This window comes from Candidatus Tisiphia endosymbiont of Beris chalybata (assembly GCF_964026555.1).
Taxonomy (GTDB): Bacteria; Pseudomonadota; Alphaproteobacteria; order Rickettsiales; family Rickettsiaceae; genus Tisiphia.
Map to the genome: position 1 here is coordinate 1,131,579 of NZ_OZ032159.1, position 20,101 is coordinate 1,151,679.

General features: G+C 32.8%; 18 protein-coding genes and 1 pseudogene. 13 read left to right on the forward strand and 6 right to left on the reverse strand.

Going from position 1 to position 20,101, the window contains the following annotated elements; genetic code table 11:
- Positions 1-131 precede the first annotated feature (131 nt).
- Positions 132-1,740: pseudogene (gene alaS, locus AAGD44_RS05465) on the reverse strand (alanine--tRNA ligase); the annotation flags it as partial.
- 587 nt (positions 1,741-2,327) lie between these two features.
- Between alaS and AAGD44_RS05470 the strand changes: the two are divergent.
- From AAGD44_RS05470 to AAGD44_RS05485, 4 genes are all read left to right on the forward strand, one after another.
- Positions 2,328-2,528 carry a hypothetical protein gene (locus AAGD44_RS05470; RefSeq protein ID WP_341763728.1) on the forward strand — a complete coding sequence of 67 codons (201 nt, stop codon included), beginning with the start codon at positions 2,328-2,330 and terminating at the stop codon, positions 2,526-2,528.
- Positions 2,513-3,835, forward strand: coding sequence for a hypothetical protein (locus AAGD44_RS05475; protein ID WP_341763729.1), 1,323 nt, complete (start codon positions 2,513-2,515; stop codon positions 3,833-3,835). Before AAGD44_RS05470 ends, AAGD44_RS05475 begins: the two co-directional genes overlap by 16 nt.
- Positions 3,836-3,837: 2 nt before the next feature.
- A complete protein-coding gene (locus AAGD44_RS05480; RefSeq protein WP_341763730.1) occupies positions 3,838-4,491 on the forward strand; it encodes a hypothetical protein in 654 nt (217 codons plus the stop codon).
- Between the two features lie 79 nt (positions 4,492-4,570).
- Positions 4,571-4,753 carry a DUF2706 domain-containing protein gene (locus tag AAGD44_RS05485; protein ID WP_341763731.1) on the forward strand — a complete coding sequence of 61 codons (183 nt, stop codon included), beginning with the start codon at positions 4,571-4,573 and terminating at the stop codon, positions 4,751-4,753.
- Positions 4,754-4,755: 2 nt separating this feature from the next.
- On the opposite strand, the gene AAGD44_RS05490 is transcribed toward AAGD44_RS05485, so the two are convergent.
- Complete coding sequence (locus tag AAGD44_RS05490; protein ID WP_341763732.1) at positions 4,756-5,622, reverse strand: peptide deformylase; 867 nt, start codon at positions 5,620-5,622, stop codon at positions 4,756-4,758.
- Positions 5,623-5,705: 83 nt separating this feature from the next.
- Between AAGD44_RS05490 and AAGD44_RS05495 the strand changes: the two genes are divergently transcribed.
- From AAGD44_RS05495 to AAGD44_RS05505, 3 genes are all read left to right on the forward strand, one after another.
- Entirely contained in the window at positions 5,706-6,413 is a 708-nt protein-coding gene (locus AAGD44_RS05495) for a ComF family protein (protein ID WP_341763733.1), read from the forward strand.
- A 429-nt stretch (positions 6,414-6,842) separates the two neighbouring features.
- Entirely contained in the window at positions 6,843-7,370 is a 528-nt protein-coding gene (locus tag AAGD44_RS05500) for a hypothetical protein (protein WP_341763734.1), read from the forward strand.
- A 190-nt stretch (positions 7,371-7,560) separates the two neighbouring features.
- Complete coding sequence (locus AAGD44_RS05505; RefSeq protein ID WP_341763735.1) at positions 7,561-7,824, forward strand: hypothetical protein; 264 nt, start codon at positions 7,561-7,563, stop codon at positions 7,822-7,824.
- Between the two features lie 108 nt (positions 7,825-7,932).
- Here the strand turns inward: AAGD44_RS05505 and ileS are convergent, their stop codons facing one another.
- Positions 7,933-11,103: an isoleucine--tRNA ligase gene (ileS, locus tag AAGD44_RS05510; protein ID WP_341763736.1), complete on the reverse strand. Its 3,171-nt coding sequence runs from the start codon at positions 11,101-11,103 to the stop codon at positions 7,933-7,935.
- A gap of 17 nt (positions 11,104-11,120) precedes the next feature.
- On the reverse strand, positions 11,121-11,753 hold the full coding sequence (locus AAGD44_RS05515; protein WP_341763737.1) for a COQ9 family protein: 633 nt from the start codon (positions 11,751-11,753) through the stop codon (positions 11,121-11,123).
- 94 nt (positions 11,754-11,847) lie between these two features.
- Between AAGD44_RS05515 and rpsU the strand changes: the two genes are divergently transcribed.
- A complete protein-coding gene (rpsU, locus tag AAGD44_RS05520; RefSeq protein WP_341748434.1) occupies positions 11,848-12,048 on the forward strand; it encodes a 30S ribosomal protein S21 in 201 nt (66 codons plus the stop codon).
- Between the two features lie 122 nt (positions 12,049-12,170).
- On the opposite strand, the gene AAGD44_RS05525 is transcribed toward rpsU, so the two are convergent.
- The gene (locus tag AAGD44_RS05525) at positions 12,171-12,323 is read right to left on the reverse strand and encodes a hypothetical protein (protein WP_341763738.1); all 153 of its coding nucleotides are present in this window, start codon (positions 12,321-12,323) and stop codon (positions 12,171-12,173) included.
- 416 nt (positions 12,324-12,739) lie between these two features.
- Between AAGD44_RS05525 and AAGD44_RS05530 the strand changes: the two genes are divergently transcribed.
- From AAGD44_RS05530 to AAGD44_RS05540, 4 genes are all read left to right on the forward strand, one after another.
- A complete protein-coding gene (locus tag AAGD44_RS05530; RefSeq protein ID WP_341763739.1) occupies positions 12,740-14,746 on the forward strand; it encodes a S9 family peptidase in 2,007 nt (668 codons plus the stop codon).
- Positions 14,747-15,010: 264 nt separating this feature from the next.
- Complete coding sequence (locus AAGD44_RS07840; RefSeq protein WP_410521012.1) at positions 15,011-15,118, forward strand: IS630 transposase-related protein; 108 nt, start codon at positions 15,011-15,013, stop codon at positions 15,116-15,118.
- Positions 15,119-15,278: 160 nt separating this feature from the next.
- Positions 15,279-15,995 (forward strand): DUF4166 domain-containing protein, encoded by a 717-nt coding sequence (locus tag AAGD44_RS05535; RefSeq protein ID WP_341763740.1) that lies wholly within the window; start codon positions 15,279-15,281, stop codon positions 15,993-15,995.
- The gene (locus AAGD44_RS05540; protein WP_341763741.1) at positions 15,988-17,235 is read left to right on the forward strand and encodes a saccharopine dehydrogenase NADP-binding domain-containing protein; all 1,248 of its coding nucleotides are present in this window, start codon (positions 15,988-15,990) and stop codon (positions 17,233-17,235) included. Before AAGD44_RS05535 ends, AAGD44_RS05540 begins: the two co-directional genes overlap by 8 nt.
- Before the next feature lie 8 nt (positions 17,236-17,243).
- On the opposite strand, the gene AAGD44_RS05545 is transcribed toward AAGD44_RS05540, so the two are convergent.
- Positions 17,244-17,390: a palindromic element RPE1 domain-containing protein gene (locus AAGD44_RS05545; RefSeq protein WP_341763742.1), complete on the reverse strand. Its 147-nt coding sequence runs from the start codon at positions 17,388-17,390 to the stop codon at positions 17,244-17,246.
- 660 nt (positions 17,391-18,050) lie between these two features.
- Here AAGD44_RS05545 and AAGD44_RS05550 point away from each other — a divergent pair.
- Positions 18,051-19,958 (forward strand): tetratricopeptide repeat protein, encoded by a 1,908-nt coding sequence (locus tag AAGD44_RS05550; protein ID WP_341763743.1) that lies wholly within the window; start codon positions 18,051-18,053, stop codon positions 19,956-19,958.
- Positions 19,959-20,101 lie beyond the last annotated feature (143 nt).

Consider the following 20,101-nt stretch of genomic DNA (forward strand, 5'->3'; position numbering starts at 1 on the left):
ATCTGATGTAACACTGCATGTAATATATGAGTGGCAGAATGATGAATCTTTAAATTTTGCCGGTATTGAACATTAATAGTAAAATCAGCATTGTCTCCCGTTTTAATGCCCTCTCCTGTCTCCAAAATACAGACATGTGCTATTATGCCACCGATGTATTTTAGAGTGTCAATTACCTTAATCCTACAGTTAGCAGTGTTTATAAACCCAATATCTCCCAGTTGTCCACCTGCTTCTCCGTAAAAAGGGGTTTGGTTGCTAATTAAGAGAAATTTATCGTTTATTTTTTCTATGCTATTTACTAAAGTATTATCCTTAATCAAAGCTAATACTTTACCTTCTAGCTGCTCTAGAGAATAACCTAAAAATTCAGTACTCCCAAAGGTAGCTTGAATATCAAACCAAATTTTATCTGTTTTGCTTCATTGGAACCCTTTCCATGCTTTTCGAGCTCTCTCTTTTTGTTCTTGCATCTTATTATTAAAGCCCTCAAGTTCAATTGACACCTGCTTACTCTTTAATATTTCTTCAGTTAAATCAATAGGGAAACCATATGTATCATATAGTTTTGAAAGCTACCTCGCCAGATAGAACAGAGCTATGCTGTGAGTGGGTAAGTTCTTCATCAAGCAATTTTAAGCACGTTCTAGGGTCAATTTAAAGCGTAATTCTTCTTGCTCTAAAATATTACTAATGAAATCTTCTGCTCTCTTTAGTTCAGGGTAAGCATTGCCCATAAGATCTACTAATTTTGGCAATAATCTATGCATTAAAGGTTCAGTTGCCAAGTATGTGTGCATGTCTTATACTGCGGCGCATGATGCGCCTAAGCACATATCCTCTCCCTTCATTTGAGGGCATAATACCATCGCTAATCAAAAAAGCACATGCACGTAAATGATCCGCAATAACCCGATACGAGAATTGCGCATTCCCTTCCGCCTTTACTTTGACTATGTTTTCGGTATAGTCAATTATTTCTTTAAATAAATCTATCTCATAATTATCATGAACATTTTGCATAACCGCACTAATACGTTCAAGTCCCATTCCAGTATCGATAGATTTGTTGGGTAATTCTATCCGAGTATTAGCATCTAATTGCTCAAATTGCATAAATACCATATTCCAGATTTCAATAAAGCGATCCCCATCTTGTTCTTTTGTTCCAGGTAGCCCTCCTTTTATTTGATCGCCATGGTCATAAAAAACTTCTGAACACGGACCACAAGGCCCCGTATCTCCCATAGACCAAAAATTATCATTGGTTTTAATTCTAATAATTCGGTTATCACTTAGGTTGGCAATTTTTTTCCAATAAGAAGCTGCTTCCTCATCAGTATGATAAACAGTAACATATAATTTCTCTTTGGCGAGAGCAAATTCCTGCGTCAAAAGAGTCCAGGTATGGTATATTGCTTCTTCTTTAAAATAATCTCCAAAAGAAAAATTACCTAGCATTTCGAAAAATGTATGATGCCTTGCTGTGTAACCAACGTTTTCTAGATCATTATGCTTACCTCCAGCCCGGAGTGATTTTTGACTAGTTGTAGCTTTAGTATAATTCCTCACTTCTTGCCCGGTAAAAACATTTTTAAATTGTACCATGCCGGAATTAACAAACATTAAGCTAGGGTCGTTATGAGGTATTAAAGAGCTAGATGGAATATGTATATGGTTATTTGCTATAAAATAACTTATAAATTTACTTCTAATCTCTTCAGTGGTAAGTTTAATCATTTAACAATTGCCTTAGGTTCTATGAAAGAAATTTTTATAACTTGATTTATGCATATTTTATCTGCAAAATAGTAGAAATTTTTTGAAATAGGTACACTATTCCTACTATTTTTTCGTTTAAATGAGGATCTTGAAATACGCACAGTATATTGTCAGCACCTGAAGAGGAGGTAGACGAAGTTCCGAGAAGTATACTCTTCGCCTTTCAAGAGTTGTTTTTTCATTTTATCAAAGTTTCGCGTGCTCACGTACTTTAGTTGTACGCTCCGCGCTCTCACTCCTGGCAAATAAAATCCAACTCTTGAAATCCATTGCGTATATATAATAAATTTTCTAGCAACTACTAAATAATATATACTGCTCGTAACTGAAGAGTTGGTATACGAAGGTCAACTTCAAGAAGAGCTAGGAGTGTCAAAGTCGAGAAGCGCAGCGTACTATAGTACGTGAGCATCGCAGATCTTTAGGGCACAACGACGCCAATTCTTGAAGTTCCTAGAGTATATACTAAATAATATATAATTTGCACCTAATATTTATGCTTAGAATATTTAAATTTTTACAAAATTAAGAGCCTGTTAAAAAATATGCTGAAGTTTTTGCTTGGCTATTTTTTATGTAGGAAAAATATTATTATATTAATAGGTGATAAGGGAGTGTTCCTTTTTGCTTTTATACATAATAAAATCATTGATAGTTTATTTATACCGTTAGAAAATCAAGAAAAATTAGAGCTATATAAAGCATTTTTTCAGAAATTTAAAAAGTTTATGTGTTCTTCTTATTAAATAATTCTGATTGTAAACTGCGCCATGATTTAGTGCCAGTGCTTCCCTCAATAGTTAAGACTAATCCGGTTGAGAAATTTATAGAAGAGTATTTTTCCAAGGATAATATAGTGGGCTATAATGTTTATAATGTAACTACTAAACCTAGCGAAATATGGAACACTTTAATCGTCTCTTCTCATTATACTCCATTTTTAAGTACATTACTTGATCATGTGTTACTAAATACTAATCTTAAATTTGGGGGAATGTATTTTGTAGTTTTAGAACTTAATATAATCATTGATAAGATTATCAACCAGATTGATAGAGCGCAATATATAGAACATTTACAAATTTTTGTATGTATTTTGCAAAGTAGTGGAATAAAATTGATTGTAAAACATAAGGGGAATATTATTTCTATCCAAACCTTTGATTATCCTGCTGATAAATCTGATTCTTATATCCAAGGAATAATTGAACAAGAAATCGCAGATTGTTTGATAGAATCTAAAAATTACATTATCAGCTTAGGCCTTAAGGTTTGTATAATTATTATAGTGAATGAGCACTTAAAGACACTACTTGCCAATTCTAAATTTGGAGAACACGAAGTAATAAGTGTCACGAATCATACGTTATTGGGTAAACATTATATTAATAGTGACAAGTTTTTTGATCCTATGCTTGTTAAATTATTTAATAAACATAAAAATTATCCAGCATATAATAAGGATTTAAAGATAATATCTAAGCTTAATATTTTTAGCTCTTTTGTTTTTAAACCATTACTAATTATAATAATAGGATTGGTCATTACATTGGTAGTGGTTAAACTTAAAACTTTAGAAAATTATAAAAAATTAGCTATCTTAAATTTACATTACTCCAGTGTAGAGCAAGAATATTATAATATAAAGCAAAAATATCCATATATTCAAAATGCTACTAACTTAGCTGATCTCTATATTTTTGAGGCATTGTTGCAGATACCTATTCCTATACCCTTTGATATATTAGAAAATTTTGTAAGAAGCCTACCGCCTAGTTTAATTTTAGAAGGAATGAAATGGCACAGGTTAGACCTCAATAATACATTATTATCACCTACGCAATATACCGAGACGACAATATTTTTAAAATTTATTACTGTTAATACCTCTATAGAAGATTCTATAAAGATGCTAAAGCAACAAATAGCAGATTATACCAAAATATTTGGCAATATGGAAATTAGCCTTAGAATATTTAATGATCAAATAGTTAATTTATCTAATAGGGTAGTGATACCTCTTTCTTTGATAATTACTAAACGGTTAGGTTAAGCATGCTTAAAAATTTTATTATCAATTTAAAGAATGTTATCTTTTTTAAGATAGTGATGTACTTCTTAGCAATTGGTATGTTTTTATTTTTACTGCAAATTTTTAATAAAGACTATAGAAGCTCAGTTAAAAAGAGAGACAGCATTGAAGAGTCATTAGCTCAGGAAACATTAAGGCTTTACTCTATAAAAAATTCTGAAGAGACAATATTAAATACCTATTTAAAATATCAGGGTTTATTATCTATTTCATATAAACAAAGTTGTTTAAATAGGGCAAAATTAATAAAAAAGATTACTAGTTTTTCTACAAAATATAACTTAAATGAACCTATCACTACCTCGATCAAACAAGAATTTTCAAGTAATCTCAAGTCAAATATAGGGGTAGAAAAAGAGACCATAAAAATAAGAAATTATGATGCAAAAATAAAATTTGCTACCCAAGATTTTATAACTTTTGGCGCCATTATGAAAGAAATATATGCCTGCATGCCGGAAAATACTATTATATTATCGGTAGAAGTAAAAAAAGAAGATGTGCTAGAGCCGGACGTGATTTATAAATTATCTCCTAAAAGAGCGCCTGATATGATATTTGCAAAACTTACCATGCGTATCAGGGAAATAGCAGCAAATAAACGAATCAACCAATAGAAAGTTTAAAATAAACTTGTGATTAATCAAAGATTAGGTTAGTCTTTTTTTTAAGATAATAAATTAATTTTTAAGTACAATGACAAGAATGTTAAAAGTTATCCTCTTCTTTGCACTGCTTTTACAATTACTCTCGTGCACGCCCGGGGCTCCCTATGAAATAAAAAGTCCTTGCGTATCAATTGAGCCAATAGAAGGAGCTCCTACTTTTGGAAATCCATGTGTTCGGAGACCCGTTAATTTAAAGAACGATATAGTCTAAAATTACTCTCTTTCTGCTAGAGCTTCTCCATATAATGGTACATCAGTATCTGACGCCGTCATTAAGTTATTATATAATTGTTTATCTTCAGGGTGTGCCTTAAAATGTTCAGCTAAAACTTTCTGCAGTGCCTTATCTTCTGCTATCTCCCTTTTAGATCTGGACAATGTCTCGTTGGTAGTTAAACAAGGGATATTTGTTCCGATTCTGTCTGGAGGAGTCTTATTTTTATTTGCTGTTTTAGCCTCCGCTGGATCAAGATAAAAGTCTGTAGCTTCCGTAAAACAATCACCTGTAAACCAGTTATTTACAGCATCTATATAAGTCCCTCTGGTTGCTAAGTGATTAATTTCATGTTGACAAATTACTGCAGAGTGACCTGGATATTTTTTAACCTGAAGCTGTAGATCAGGGAGTGAGTAAAAAGCAATGAGGACTTCGTCATAAGTGTCCACCCATGCTCCCTTGGCTCCTATAGCACTTAAACAGCCATGAGCAAAACCTGTTTTTTCTACGCTATGTCCTACTATTACAGGATTAACAAATGCTTCCTCGGGTACATAAAGTGCTGGGTCTGCATCTTCACGCTTTATAACAAAAATAGCGTAAGGATTTGTAGCTTCGCCTACTTTCTGCAGCTGGTTATGAGCAAGTCCTATGCCACAACTTTTCATATCTGTAAACATCTTATCAATGATGTCCCTAGCTTCTGCCTTATTTGTATCAGTGATAGGAAATTTTATAACTGGTTGATTAAAATAATTAGTTTTTGCTTCTAATTCATTAGTAGCTCTTTGTTCAAAATAAACCTCAGTCTCACCATTTGGCTCATTCGTTGGAAACTTCTTTGTATTTGATACTATACGCATAGCTTTGCCTATTTTTTTACAGAAAGTTAATTATAATAGGTCAGGTTAAATTTGCAATAAACTTCTTAATGACTATATTAATTATGTATAAAATTTATAAATATATTACAGATTACATCTTACCGTCTAGGTGCGCTTCTTGTGCTGAAATAATCTATAGTAATGAAGATTTTTGCTCTAATTGCTGGAAAAAGCTTCACTTTATTACTAAGCCTTATTGTGTTATTTGTGGCCGCCCCTTCAACATATCAATTCTAGAAGGAATGAAGTGCGGAAAATGTCTCCAGGCTAATCATTATTATGATTTAGCTCGTAGCTTGATTAAATTTGATGAGTATAGTAAAAAAATTATTCATAATTTTAAATATAAAGATAAGACTAGTTTAGCTAAAACTTTTACTAAATTACTTTATAATCAATATCAACATGAACTGCATGGTATTGATTATATTATTCCCGTTCCAATGAATAGGTTTAAAAGGTTATTTAGAATGTATAACCCAGCTTTAATTTTAGCTTTAGAAATAAGTAAGAGAATAAGAACGTCAGTGGTTCCAGGGATGTTAATTAAAACGAAATGGACTAAAGCTCAAACTTATTTATCTAAAAATGAACGAGAAAAAAATTTGGCTGGGAGTATTATTATGAATAAAAAATATCAAATTAATGGTAAGAGAATATTGTTGATAGATGATGTATTAACTACAGGGACCACCATTAATAAATGTGCTAAAATATTAAAAGCTGCGGGAGCGCGGTATGTTGTTGTTATGACCATAGCTATGACATAAAAATTCATTAGACTTCTTTCCTATAGTCACTTAGGCTGAATTAGATACTAGGCGCGAGGAGTGAAGCCTAGGAGATACTAGGTAAGCGACGAGCAACAACGTAGTTAGTTTAACCTAAGTGACTATAGCTCGCATCGCGCAGGGAACTGAAGGAGATGAGGCGCGCAAAACCGTAGCGTACTTAGGTGCAACGCAGGATTTGAGCCTAGATTCATTGTCCCAATTATACTCGGTGAACTTCAAGAATTGGCGTCGTCGTGCCTTAAAGACTGCGCTCCTTGCGTACTAATATGTACGCTCCGGTGCGCGACTTTGACCCTCCTTGCTCTTCTTGAAGTTGATTCTATCGTCTACCAACTCTTCAGGTACGAACAGTATACCAGCTCGATACACGTCTTAAAAGCAGTCTATTAAAAAGTGGAGGATTGAATGCCTAAAGTTGATAAGATAAAAGGGGATATCCCCCCTAGAATAAAAATGTCGCCATTGCTTACTGCAGTAAAGCGCGCAGAAATATGTATTTATTTCTGCCAGCAATTATATCCGGAATTAATAAAAAGCCAGGAAATTATTGATCGCTATAAAGAACTGCTTATTCGTGAATTTGAGAAAGTCGACTTAAGTGAGGATATTCCTGAGCTAATTAAAACTAATAATGAGGCTATTACATTTAAATTTTATTATGCCCTTGCTCTTAAGCATACGATTATACGAAGCAAAGCTAAAACTCCTGAGTTTCTTCAGAATGCAGAAGATATTAAATCATTTCATGACATATTTTTGCAACAATGGTATGATAAATCCTCTTCTTTTTCTTTTAGCCCTATCGCTGCCAAGTTAGCAAGAGGAGAGATTATTAAGAGCATTTTGATAGGTTATACCTTACCTGTAATAGAGGAGTCTTTAGATTCGTTATTAATAGGAAAACTAAATTGTGTTGACCACCCACATTTTTGAATAACTTAGCTCAAAAATTTATCTAAGTTATTTTAATGAATATTTCTTATCATTTTAATAATACTTATTAAAAAATTAACTTCTGCTTGACCCATGTCCCTTTATTAGTTAAATACTATTAAGCAATATAATTTTAAGTTGTGTTGTGTGATATTTATAGTTTAAATTAATAAAATTGTAGGAATTTTTTATGGGTAAAGAAGGGAAAATAGAAGTGGTCCATCATAATCTTGAACATGCAAATATTACAGGAGAAGACACGGGTATAATAGGCTTGCACTGGATTAAATTTTGGTTAAAAGCAGGAACTAAAAATCTAGCGCAACAGGTAAATGATCATGCAATGGAAATAGTAGCAGAGAATTGGGGTGTTATGAGCTTAATTCAGGCAAAAGAAAGAGACGAAGTGGTAATGGGAGATAATGATAGCACCATGCAAGGTGACATCTATTAGGTTTGCGCCTCTATTCCAGTAAATTATTATAATTACTAAAGGCTTTACCGTAAATCTTGCGGCAGTTACCAATTATTTTACAATTGGTAACTAAAGGTGACGTAGTTTTCAAGCCATTTTAACCCGTATGATGACTGGTTGGGAATTTAATTCAATATTAGCTTCATAATCTGGGGAAATATTAGTGGCAAATTCACTTAATGTTTGCTCATTAATAAAGTTACTATAGTGATGAATTATGGTTTTTAGTATAGGATCGCTGATAATTTCCAGGTAAATCCGGTCGCTCATTTCAAAATTAGCTTCTTTTCTTGTTTGTTGAATGAAACGGACTAGATCTCTTGCCAACCCTTCTTCAAATAGCTCTTGTGAAATCTCTAAATCTAATATTATTAACGCTTGGTTACCTGTTAGAGCTCTACTATTTTTGTTGTTCTTAGGCTCTAAAATTAACGAAAATTCGTCGCTAGTTAACTGCTCGCCAGCTATTAATAAATATTCACCTTCAACTTGCCATTGATGCTTTTTAGAAGCGGTAATAATATCCTTCACTTTAGAGGGTAGCCGCTTGCCAAGGCTTGGGAAATTAATAGATAATTTATAGTCGGCATGATTTGCTAAATCCTCTTCATAAATTATTTTTTTAACATTAATTTCTTCTTTAATTAGCTCCTCAAATTTTTCAAATGTTATACTATTGATATTGACAATTGTCAGGCTGTTAAGTGGTTGACGAATGCGGATATTCTCCGTATTTCTGATAAATAAAGCATTGGTACAAATATCTAATACTTGGTCCATATTCTGCACTAAATTATAATCTATATCTAACATTTTAAGCTCAGGAAAATCTGTTAAATGAACACTGCTACCTTTATGCTCTGCTCCTGTTATTCCCAAATAAATTTCCTCTGAAATTAAGGGTAATAAAGAAGCCATAGACCTAGCCATAATTTCTAAGCAACTATACAAAGTATCATAGGCACTTTTTTTATCTTGATCTTTTGCACTTTTCCAAAATCTATTCCTACTTCTTCTAATATACCAATTATTTAATACTTCAAAAAAATCAGCTATACTATTATAAGCTATCTGCGTATCGAAATTATCTAGTCCTTGCTTGATCTTTTGCACGGCTATTTTGAGCTTTGATAATATATAACGATCGAGAATATTTGAAGAATTTAAGCTCAATTCCGCTTTAATGCTATCAGCATTAGCATACATGGTAAAGAAATGGTAAGTATTCCAAATTGGCTTTATAAATAACCGCAAAGTATCATATACCATCTGTCCATCTTTATCGATCAATAACTCCTGGCCTTTCACTACGCTTGAAGATAACATAGTCACTCTTAAAGAATCAGAGCCATATTTATCAAATAACTCTAATGGGTCAGCATAATTATTTAAGCGCTTCGATAATTTTTGACCAGTACTATCTAATATCACTCCGTGACAAATACAGTTTAAAAAAGGAGGCTGATCAAATAGGGCAGTGGATAACACCATTAAAGTATAAAACCACCCTCTAGTTTGGGCCGAATATTCTACTATAAAGTCAGCTGGAAAATGATTCTCAAACCAGTCTTTATTTTCAAAGGGGTAATGTACTTGAGAATAGGGCATAGAGCCACTTTCAAACCAGCAGTCAAAGACATCTGTAATCCTACGCATCATTGATTTGCCAGTAGGATCGGAAGGATTTTTACGAGTTAACTGATCAATGAAAGGCCTGTGTAGATCAACTATTTTAACACCAAAATCCTCTTCCAATTCTTGTATTGAGCCATATACATCAATTCTAGGATAGGCGGAATTATCTGATTTCCAAACCGGCAAAGGCGTTCCCCAAAATCTATTGCGACTAATTGACCAGTCTCGTGCATTTTCTAGCCATTTGCCAAATAAATTATCTTTAATATGCAAAGGGATCCAATTAATTTGCTGATTAAGTTTTACCATTTTATTTTTAAACTCGGTAACTTTTACATACCAAGAAGGCACCGCTTTATATATAAGAGGAGTATCCGTTCTCCAGCAATGGGGATAATTATGGATATATTGCTCCGTTTTTAACCAATTTCCTTGCTTTTTCAGCTTAATAATAATTTGGTCATTTGCCTCAAACACCTGTATTCCAGCAAAATCATGCACCTCATTAGTAAATTTTCCGGAATTATCTACGGGACACACTAGCTTTATCCCATAGGATTCACATAGAATTTGATCTTCCTCGCCAAAGCCGGGAGCCATATGCACGATACCTGTACCTTCCCCTTCAACTACAAACTCGCCTGCAAGTATCTTGAAAGCTTCAGGGTGATTAGCAAAATAATCAAATAATGGCTGATAGGTTAGGTTTAATTTGACTAATTCTTCCCCTTTTATTGTAGCGTAATTTTCTTCTCCACTAACCCCTAGTTCCTGACAATACTTAGCTAAAGCGAATTTAGCTAAGATATAACAAGTGCTTCCCTTTGGTACTAAAACATATTCCATCTCCTTTCCAAGTGCTAATCCTAAGTTGGAAGGGAGAGTCCAAGGCGTGGTAGTCCAAGCCAGCATTCTATATTCAGTATATCCAGGAAAATTTGATAATTTTTCGTTAAGTACAAAACTGATAGTGACTGCTTTATCTGTTCTCTCTCTATAAGAATTATCTAGCCTAGTTTCAAAATTAGATAAAGGAGTTTCACAAGCCCATGAGTAAGGCATTACCCTCATTGATTCATATAATAAATCTTTTTTATATAATTCCTTAAAAGCCCAGAACACCGATTCCATAAAGTCTTTGTCCATAGTTTTATAGGAATTAGTAAAATCTACCCATCTTGCTTGCTTAGTTACATACTCATGCCATTGCTCAGCATATTTCATCACTGAAGATTTACAATGTTGGTTAAATTTCTCAATACCAAAATTAATAATTGCTGTTCTCCCAGCAATGCCTAATTCCTTTTCTGCTTGCATCTCTGCTGGTAAACCGTGGCAATCCCAACCAAAACGCCTTTCTACTCTTTTGCCTATGCTAGTTTGATAACGAGCATATACATCCTTAATAAAACCAGTGAGAAGGTGTCCATAATGAGGTAAGCCATTAGCAAAAGGAGGGCCATCATAGAAAACAAATTCATTGTTTATCCCCTCTTTTACCCTAGGTCTTGCCTCTATTGATTTTTGAAAAATGTTATTTTTTTGCCAATAAGTAAGTATTTTTTGTTCAATAGTAGGAAAATGCACATTAGATTTAATATCTGGATAATATTTATTAGACATATTATAAATTTTAATTATTAAGAAAATAGGCGAATAATCGGTAGGTCCACTAGCTTTGGTAATGTAAAAATACTCTTAAACTTAGAAGTTATGTTAACTATATCCGACAAAGATTCAATAATATATTGATCCGTCTCTACACTATTTTCTGAATCATCTTGAAGATAATAAATAATTGAAGTTACATATACCCCTAATAATAAACTTCTCTTAGTGTAATAATTATGATCTGTTGAGCGATCACCGGCATACCGCCAAATTAAATTGCAGGTACGCAACGCTATTTTAATAGCACTTATAGTATTTGTTGGCCTAGCATAATAAATACTATTTTTTAAATGCACAAGCTTAGGTACATAATTTTTAATTCTAATTTTTAAAGCTAAAGCTATTCTGTCTTTTATTTTAATAGGTACTTCATGTTCAGCTAATAGTTTCAACATTTTTTGATCATATTGATTTTCTAAAAAATCAATAATTTCTATTATGCCATTTGGAAAAATTATACGATGGTATCCTTCTGCAAAGCCACATTGTACTTCTGCCTCTGTTAATAACTTATCCCCCCAATCATCAAAAAATAGTAAATCTGCTAAGGCTTGGGTAAATAGCACTTTTAAGTTATGATGTTTTAGTTCAATATCGCTCATAATTCAACTTTTCACCTTGACATAGAAGCTTATTATATAGATAATATTAGCATCATTGCAACAATCTATTTACACTAAAAGGGGGTAATTAAAAGTGATATTAGTGAATGTTCATGCGGGAAACGGCGAACAAGCGATTAAAAATTTAAAAAGAAAAATGCAAAGAGAGCTTGTGTTCCGTTCGATGAAGATGTCTCGTTTCTATGAACCCCCTTCTGTAAAGCGTGTTAGAAAAGATCAAGAAACAGAAAGAAGAAAAAGAAAAGTTGCTCGTAAACAATTAATGGAAGGTTAATAAATTATAGAGCGATTCTACTCCTATGATACTTAGGTTATCATAAAAAATTATTCCTCTGATAACTTAAGTATTATAATATAGTTCAAATATTTTAATAATCCGTAAAGCCTGTATAGTTATTAGGTAGGGTAGTCACTTTTGTCATTACTATCTTTCTCTCCTGTCTTTTCTGTCTCTCCTATCGGAGTGCAGGTGTCAAACCCACCGTGATCGCTGGAACAATACGAATCATTGTTTGAACTACCAGTGCTTACGCTGCTGTCTTTACTCATAAAATCCTCATTATTTTGTTTTTAAAATATTTTAGAAATTCCTAAAGCTTAGCTAAAGCTAACGTTAAAATTCTCCTGCTTCGTGTTCTCTACAATCTCCTGTTCCACAGATATCGCTACAGGAATCGTTACCAGAGTCACTAGGATCCTCAGGATCTGCAATATTATCTTGTCTCATAAAATCCTCACTATTTTTAATTTATTTAATAATATATTATATAAATTAGTAATGATCTAATAAACTAACTTATACTAATTCAAGAGTAACAATAATTTTTTCACAATGCAAGAATATTTGCATTAAAAATGATTGAATTATTATTTATTTTCATATATTAATCTCAACTAATCATCTAAAAACAATAAGGGTTATGGTGTTAAGGGTTATTTTGCTAATTATATACTGGGGTGTTACTTTGGCAACAGTTAGGACATTTGCTATTAATATTGAAGATAAATATACCACCCCGCTTATTCCTCGCGAAATATTATTTGGTCCCTTGGATAAAACTGATGTCGCTATTAGTCCAAATGGGCAATATATAAGCTATTTAGCAAAAAAAGATAGAAGGAAAAATTTATGGATAGTTGATAGCAATGATATAGAAAATATTAAAGTTGTTACAGATGATCCAGAAGGTATTACTAATTATTTTTGGGCACATGATAATAAGCATCTCTTATATCAAAAAGATAATAATGGTGATGAAAATTTTCGTCTTTATAGCTATAACTTAGACACTAATATTACAAAATTATTAACTCCTGAAAATACCAAGGTTCAGATCTATGGCCGGGGTGCCAGAAAACCGAATGAAATACTAATTGGATTAAATAACCGTGATAAACGATATCACGATGTATATAGGTTAAATCTTATAGATTATAGTACAACCTTAATTGCCCATAATAATACATTTTCTAATTTTATTGTTGACCGTGATCTTAATATACGATTTGCTACATTAATTAATAACGAAGGGGAACGTGAATATTTTCAATATAAAAATAATCGGTGGCTTTTTTTTATGAAAGTATCTAGTGAAGACACGCTGGGTACTAGGATGTTTAGATTTGATAATACTGGCTCTAAAGTTTATTTATTAGACAGCCGGGGACTTAATACTACCGCGCTTAAAATATTAGATTTGAATAAGGGCAAATTAACACTAATTGCTGAAGATCCACGTGCTGATATTAGTATTTTTACAGTACATCCAGCTACTATGAAAGTTCAAGCAGTTGCAATTAATTATGATAAAGTCACGTATAAAATATTAGATAATTCCATTAAGAAAGATATGGAGTATTTTAAGAATATCAACTTAAACAATATCAATATTATTAATCGCACTCTAAATGACCAAATTTGGCTTCTATCATCTTATAATGATACTATCTCAACTAAATATTATAAATATGATCGAAGTAACAAACAAATTAAATTTTTATTTAGTAATAAAGTAGCATTAGAACAATATCACCTTGCCCCTATGATACCTGTAGTTATTAAGTCTCGGGATAATTTAGATTTAGTGAATTATATTACCTTGCCTAAAAATATAACGTTATATAATAAAATATATCCGATTAAACCGGTACCATTAGTACTTTTTGTGCATGGAGGGCCTCATGTAAGGGAAGTATGGGGGATGCATTGGGCACATCAATGGTTGGCGGATCGTGGATATGCTGTTCTCAGTGTTAACTTTCGCGGTTCTAGCGGTTTTGGCAAAAAATTCTTTAATGCTGGTAATAGACAATGGGGTTTAAAAATGCAAGATGATTTAATTGATGCTGCTAATTGGGCCATTACCAATAAAATAGCTGATCCTAAAAAAATTGCTATTATGGGTGGAAGTTATGGTGGTTACGCAACGCTTGTTGGGCTTAGCTTTACTCCTAATGTTTTTGCTTGTGGTATAGATATGGCAGGACCAACTAATCTTTTAACATTATTAAGAAATATTCCTCAATACTGGGCGCCAATAATAAATCAATTAAAAGTAAGAGTAGGGCCTTGGGACACAGCTCCGCAAAGAGAAATGTTAAAACAGGTATCTCCATTAACATTTGCAAGTAAGATAATAAAGCCTCTACTGATAATGCAAGGAGCTAATGATCCTCGAGTCAAACAGGCTGAAGCAGATCAAATTGTCCAAGAAATGACTAAGCACAATATTCCTGTTATATATGCTCTATATAAAAATGAAGGACATGGTTTTTCTAAGGCTGCTAATAGATTATCTTTTTTTGCTATAGCCGAACAATTTTTAGCTAAGTTCCTGGGGGGAGCAGCAGAACCTATAGATTTTGACTTAAACGATCCTAATCTCATATTAAATGGAAAGCCTCCTTCTACAAAATTATTGATAGAATTATTAGATAAAAATGCTACTATAAAGGGTATGAATCTTAATTAAGCGCCTTGAGGCTACATAAAATACAAAACTATATATTAATTTATCAAATATGTAAGACTTTTGAACTATCCTGGCGCCATTTGAATTTCGTTTTTATTAGAGGTTTAATCATATCTTTACCCACAGCTTGTATAGTAAATTAATTTGAGGTAGGGCCGAAATAATGTTAAGATTAGGTACAAATATTAAATAATTTAAGTATAAAAAGTTAAAATCATAAATACTGTTCATAAATGAAGAGGGGGTAGACGAAGTTCACCGAGTATACGTGTAGATTTAAGAGCAAGAAGAATAGGATATGTAGGGGCAGGAAATAGCCTAAGAAGAGCATCCAAAATATTTAAGGTAAGTAAAAGTACTATAGAGAGGTGAAAGAGATAGAGCTTTTGCGGCTAAAAAAATGCATAAAAACATGGTATGAGTATCACTGGCCTTTGTAAAAATCTTAAAAATATTACGTGCGAATTTCTATAGTGATATTGTAAATAAGATTAATGATAAGTAAGAAATTTATAATAAACTTAGTACCTTAATGTTTAATTCAAAATATTTATCAAGATTTTGTTATCCTCTGCTTATTTTTACTAGACGCGTATTATTATTTATTAAGGATGTCTTTTTTACCCCTCCCATTTCTCAAAAACCTTTTATTGAGATGATATTTGATAAGAAAGCTGCTAAGGTGCCACGAATCTTACAAAAGCGTTATTCTCTTATCCCTTATTCTACTAATTATCTTTTATTAACAGGCACAATTAATATCAGCATCTCAAAGATATTTAATATATTTGCACCATTATTTAAGTTTATAGGGAGCCTTCCTTTCTATCCAGAGAAAAATATCCCGGTGACTGTAGAGTTGATAAGCGAACAAGCTTCTGATAAAATTTTGATGAATCGTACCTTTCATTATCATCAAAAACCTGCTTATCATTTTAATTCAAAAATTATTCATATTAAAGATAATGTCGTTTTAGAGCTCATGCAATTTGGTATGGCTGCAAAATTAATTTATCGCCTTGAGGCAAATAAGATAATTATGGATTATGGTGGATATTTTCTACAGGTTGGCAGATGGCGAATGCCATTGCCTCTTGGATGGGTTATTGGTAAATTTTCTGCCTGCGAAACGGCAATTGATGATGCAAAATTTAGCATGGTGGTAAGTTTGCAACATCCTGTTTTTGGTAAAATATATCAATATGATGGTATATTTACAATAGAAGAGGATAATAGACCTCTTGCATAACCTAAAGATAATTGAAGAATTTTTAGGAGAAACGAAGTCGAGTACCGCAGCGTACATAGACGTACGTGAGGAACAGAGAGGAGTTTCGACGACAAAATTACCAATTAGATTAGGTTATGCAAGAGGTCTAATGAATAAATTAGTAATGATCCTAGGTGCTGCCGGAACTTTCGGTAGTAAAATAGCAGTTAGCCTTGCCAAAACAAATATTCATCTTATTTTAGCTGGACGTACTAAGGAAAGTTTGCAGTTATTAGCAACTAATATCAAAGCTATTTATCCAAAGGTATTAATAGATATTGCAGTTTTTGATATAATTAAAGAAATTACAGAACAATTAAGATACTTCAAACCATTTATTATCATTAACACTTGCGGACCATTTCAAATAGCAGATTACTCTATTGCCACAACTTGTATCAATTTTGGCATTCATTATATTGATCTTGCAGATAGTAGAAAGTATGTATGCGGTTTTCATGAGGCTTTAAATAGTAGAGCGGAGGAGAATAATTGCCTTGCTATTACAGGCGCTAGTACTGTGCCATGCTTATCTTCAGCAGTACTTGAGCATTATAAAACATCATTTAGCAAACTTGATGGTTTAATATTTGGTATTAGTCCGGGTCAAAAAACAGAGAGAGGGCTAGCTACGACTACTGCTATCCTAAGTTATTTGGGTCAATCATTCCCCCCATATGCTGGAACAAAAGACAAAGTATATGGGTGGCAAGACTTATATTGGCAAACATATCCTATTATTGGCAAACGCTGGATGGCAAATTGTGAAGTACCAGATCTTGATTTATTGCCACAATATTATGGTTTAAAGTCTATCAAATTCTCAGCCGGCATGGAAAGTAATATACTTCATTTTTGTATATGGATTTTATCGTGGTGTGTAAGGCTTGGGGTAATAAAGAATCTAGTAAATTATGCCAAGCCTTTGCTTAAATTGAGTCATCTATTTGATTATTTTGGTACTGCTGATGGAGGCATGCATATGATCATAAGCGGCAAGGATCAAAATAACTACCCTAAAACTATTAAGTGGTTCATTGTAGCTAGAAATGGCGATGGACCTCATATTCCTACCATTCCTGCTATAATACTTACGAAAAAATTATTGCAAAGTGATGTGCATGTTAAGGGAGCTAGGGCATGTATTAATTTAATTACTCTAGCAGAATATTTAACGGAATTAAAAGAATATGATATAAAGATTTACTATAGCACATGAAATAGTAGTTAAGATATTAGACCTCTTGCATAACCTAATCTAATTGGTAATTTTGTCGTCGAAACTCCTCTCTGTTCCTCACGTACGTCTATGTACGCTGCGGTACCCGACTTCGTTTCTCCTAAAAATTCTTCAATTATCTTTAGGTTATGCAAGAGGTCTATTGTACATCTAATACCATTTCCGAAAACTAATCATCACGTCATCGTATAGCTTATATCATTATGATATATACTTCTCGTACTTCAAGAAGCATAAAGTGTAACTGTGCTAATTTTGTTACGGTTGTTTAAAAAATATAATGTTATAACTGTTATATATCAGCTAGGTTCTGTGACGGTTTCTATGTAATGGTAGATTTATAGGCATTTTTGCTCATAGAACCGCAGCGTACCAAATGTATGTGAGGATTCCAGAACGAAAATAACGACGAAATCGACTATTACATAGAAACCGTCACAGAACCTAATCTATTGCCTCCAAAACCTTACTGCTTACCCAGGCCATAGCGCGTTAATCATAATTTGTAGGTGCTATGGAAATTTGTACCTTGATGCGTAAAAATAATGCTTTACTTTTTAAACTTAATTTACTTAACTTGACGATGCTTTTTAAATTTGTTTTAATAAAAATTCATAGATATTCCATTTTTCTTAAAATTGCTCAAATATTTTTGCATAAAACAGTAAGTTGGTAATAGATATAGAATCGGTAAAATGGCTTATCTTAGTTAAGTAGATAATATTATCAAGGATTAATATTATTATATATAAAATCACGTGTTAAGAAGCACTCGTTTCATAAGGTATAATATTATGTTGCATAATCATGGGAAGAAAAAGAAATATACACCTAAGTATGATAAATATATCAAAAGTAATGACGGTTATACTACTAAGGATCAAAAACTAAATTTAACCCTGCCTTTAAAGCACGATCCCTTTGATAATACACAAAGTAATATAATTTTGTCCGATAGGGAGCAGTGGCATAGCAATATCCTAGAAAATAGGTATTCTCAAAATGTCAGTATAAGTAGTAAAGTAGCTAAAAGCCTATTGTTATATTACACCATAGTACAGCTATCTTCATATATTAAACTTGTCACTACTAATCCTGTTATCCAAGCTACGGATATTCATAATGTTTCAACAGATCATAATAATGCTTCACCCTATACTCATACGTTACACAAAAATAGCACTGATGAGATCTCAGATCTCTTATTATTCAATAATAGATCTGAGCCTCCTCTTATAGGTCGTATTACTGGATTTCATAACATAGTACACCCAAAAAAGACATTCCATAAACAAAAACTGGGTTATGAAGAGTTCTATAAGAACAGCATGACCTTAATGAGACAACGTAAATATCCAGAGGCATTAGCAGCTATTGAAAAAGCTATTACATTGAATCCTCGCAATGATCAAATGTTCTATCACAAAAGTATTATCTTAACGCATCAACGCAAACATCCAGAGGCATTAGTAGCTATTGATAAGGCTATTGCATTGAATCCTAAAAATGACCAAATATTTTACTATAAAAGTACTATTTTAAAGTATCAAAATAAATATCCCGAGGCGCTAGCAGCTATTGATGAGGCTATTGCATTGAATCCTAAAAATGACCAAATATTTTACTATAAAAGTACTATTTTAAAGTATCAAAATAAATATCCCGAGGCGCTAGCAGCTATTGATGAGGCTATTGCATTGAATCCTAAAAATGAACAAATGTTTTACTATAAAAGTACTATCTTAAAGTATCAAAATAAATATCCAGAGGCATTAGCCGCTATGGATGAAGCTTTAAAACTTAAGCCAACCTATAAAGTATATTATGAGAAGAGCCTCACCTTAAAGCATCAAAATAAATATCCTGAGGCGCTAGCAGCTATGGATGAAGCTTTAAAACTTAAACCAACTTATAAAGCATATTATGAAAAGGGTCTGATCTTAAAGTATCAAGAACAATATCCAGAGGCATTAACAGCTATGGATGAGTCCTTAAAGCTTAAACCAACCTACGAAGCATATTATGAAAAGGGTCTGATCTTAAAGTATCAAGAACAATATCCAGAGGCATTAACAGCTATGGATGAGTCCTTAAAGCTTAAACCAACCTACGAAGCATATTATGAAAAGGGTCTGATCTTAAAGTATCAAGAACAATATCCAGAGGCATTAACAGCTATGGATGAGTCCTTAAAGCTTAAACCAACCTACGAAGCATATTATGAAAAGGGTCTGATCTTAAAGTATCAAGAACAATATCCAGAGGCATTAACAGCTATGGATGAGTCCTTAAAGCTTAAACTAACCTACGAAGCATATTATGAAAAGGGGCTGATCTTAACACATCAAAGTCAATATCCCGAGGCATTAACAGCTATTGACGAGGCTTTAAAGCTTAACCCAACCTATGAAGCATATTATGAGAAGGCTCTAATTTTGCAACGTCAAAGCAAATATCCCGAAGCATTAACAGCTATTGATGAGGCTTTAAAGCTTAACCCAACTTATGAAGCATATTATGAGAAGGCTCTAATTTTGCAACGTCAAAGCAAATATCCCGAAGCAAAGGAGGCTATGGATGAAGCTTTAAAGTTTGACCCAACCTATGAAGCATATTACTTAGAACCTCCCAACCCCTATTTAAAGGTATCTGAAAATGAACTACAGAGCATAGGAGATTATAGCTATGAAGACGGGGGTTAAAGCGTATACCACTCATTAACTAATAGTTTAGCAATGTTGAGGTGTTAAATTTAAAACGCCATCCTGTAAGCAAGTGAGATGGGCTTTGTAGTATTTGCAAGTGTAGGTTTATCTGAGTCCAAAAATCATGGGATTTAGCTATT

Coding starts and splice junctions, on each gene's coding strand:
- AAGD44_RS05470 (WP_341763728.1), top strand. CDS start 2,328: ATGCTGAAGTTTTTGCTTGGCTATTTTTTATGTAGGAAAAATATTATT.
- AAGD44_RS05480 (WP_341763730.1), top strand. CDS start 3,838: ATGCTTAAAAATTTTATTATCAATTTAAAGAATGTTATCTTTTTTAAG.
- AAGD44_RS05485 (WP_341763731.1), top strand. CDS start 4,571: ATGACAAGAATGTTAAAAGTTATCCTCTTCTTTGCACTGCTTTTACAA.
- AAGD44_RS05490 (WP_341763732.1), bottom strand. CDS start 5,622: ATGCGTATAGTATCAAATACAAAGAAGTTTCCAACGAATGAGCCAAAT.
- AAGD44_RS05495 (WP_341763733.1), top strand. CDS start 5,706: ATGTATAAAATTTATAAATATATTACAGATTACATCTTACCGTCTAGG.
- AAGD44_RS05500 (WP_341763734.1), top strand. CDS start 6,843: ATGCCTAAAGTTGATAAGATAAAAGGGGATATCCCCCCTAGAATAAAA.
- AAGD44_RS05505 (WP_341763735.1), top strand. CDS start 7,561: ATGGGTAAAGAAGGGAAAATAGAAGTGGTCCATCATAATCTTGAACAT.
- ileS (WP_341763736.1), bottom strand. CDS start 11,103: ATGTCTAATAAATATTATCCAGATATTAAATCTAATGTGCATTTTCCT.
- AAGD44_RS05515 (WP_341763737.1), bottom strand. CDS start 11,753: ATGAGCGATATTGAACTAAAACATCATAACTTAAAAGTGCTATTTACC.
- AAGD44_RS05525 (WP_341763738.1), bottom strand. CDS start 12,323: ATGAGTAAAGACAGCAGCGTAAGCACTGGTAGTTCAAACAATGATTCG.
- AAGD44_RS05535 (WP_341763740.1), top strand. CDS start 15,279: ATGTTTAATTCAAAATATTTATCAAGATTTTGTTATCCTCTGCTTATT.
- AAGD44_RS05550 (WP_341763743.1), top strand. CDS start 18,051: ATGTTGCATAATCATGGGAAGAAAAAGAAATATACACCTAAGTATGAT.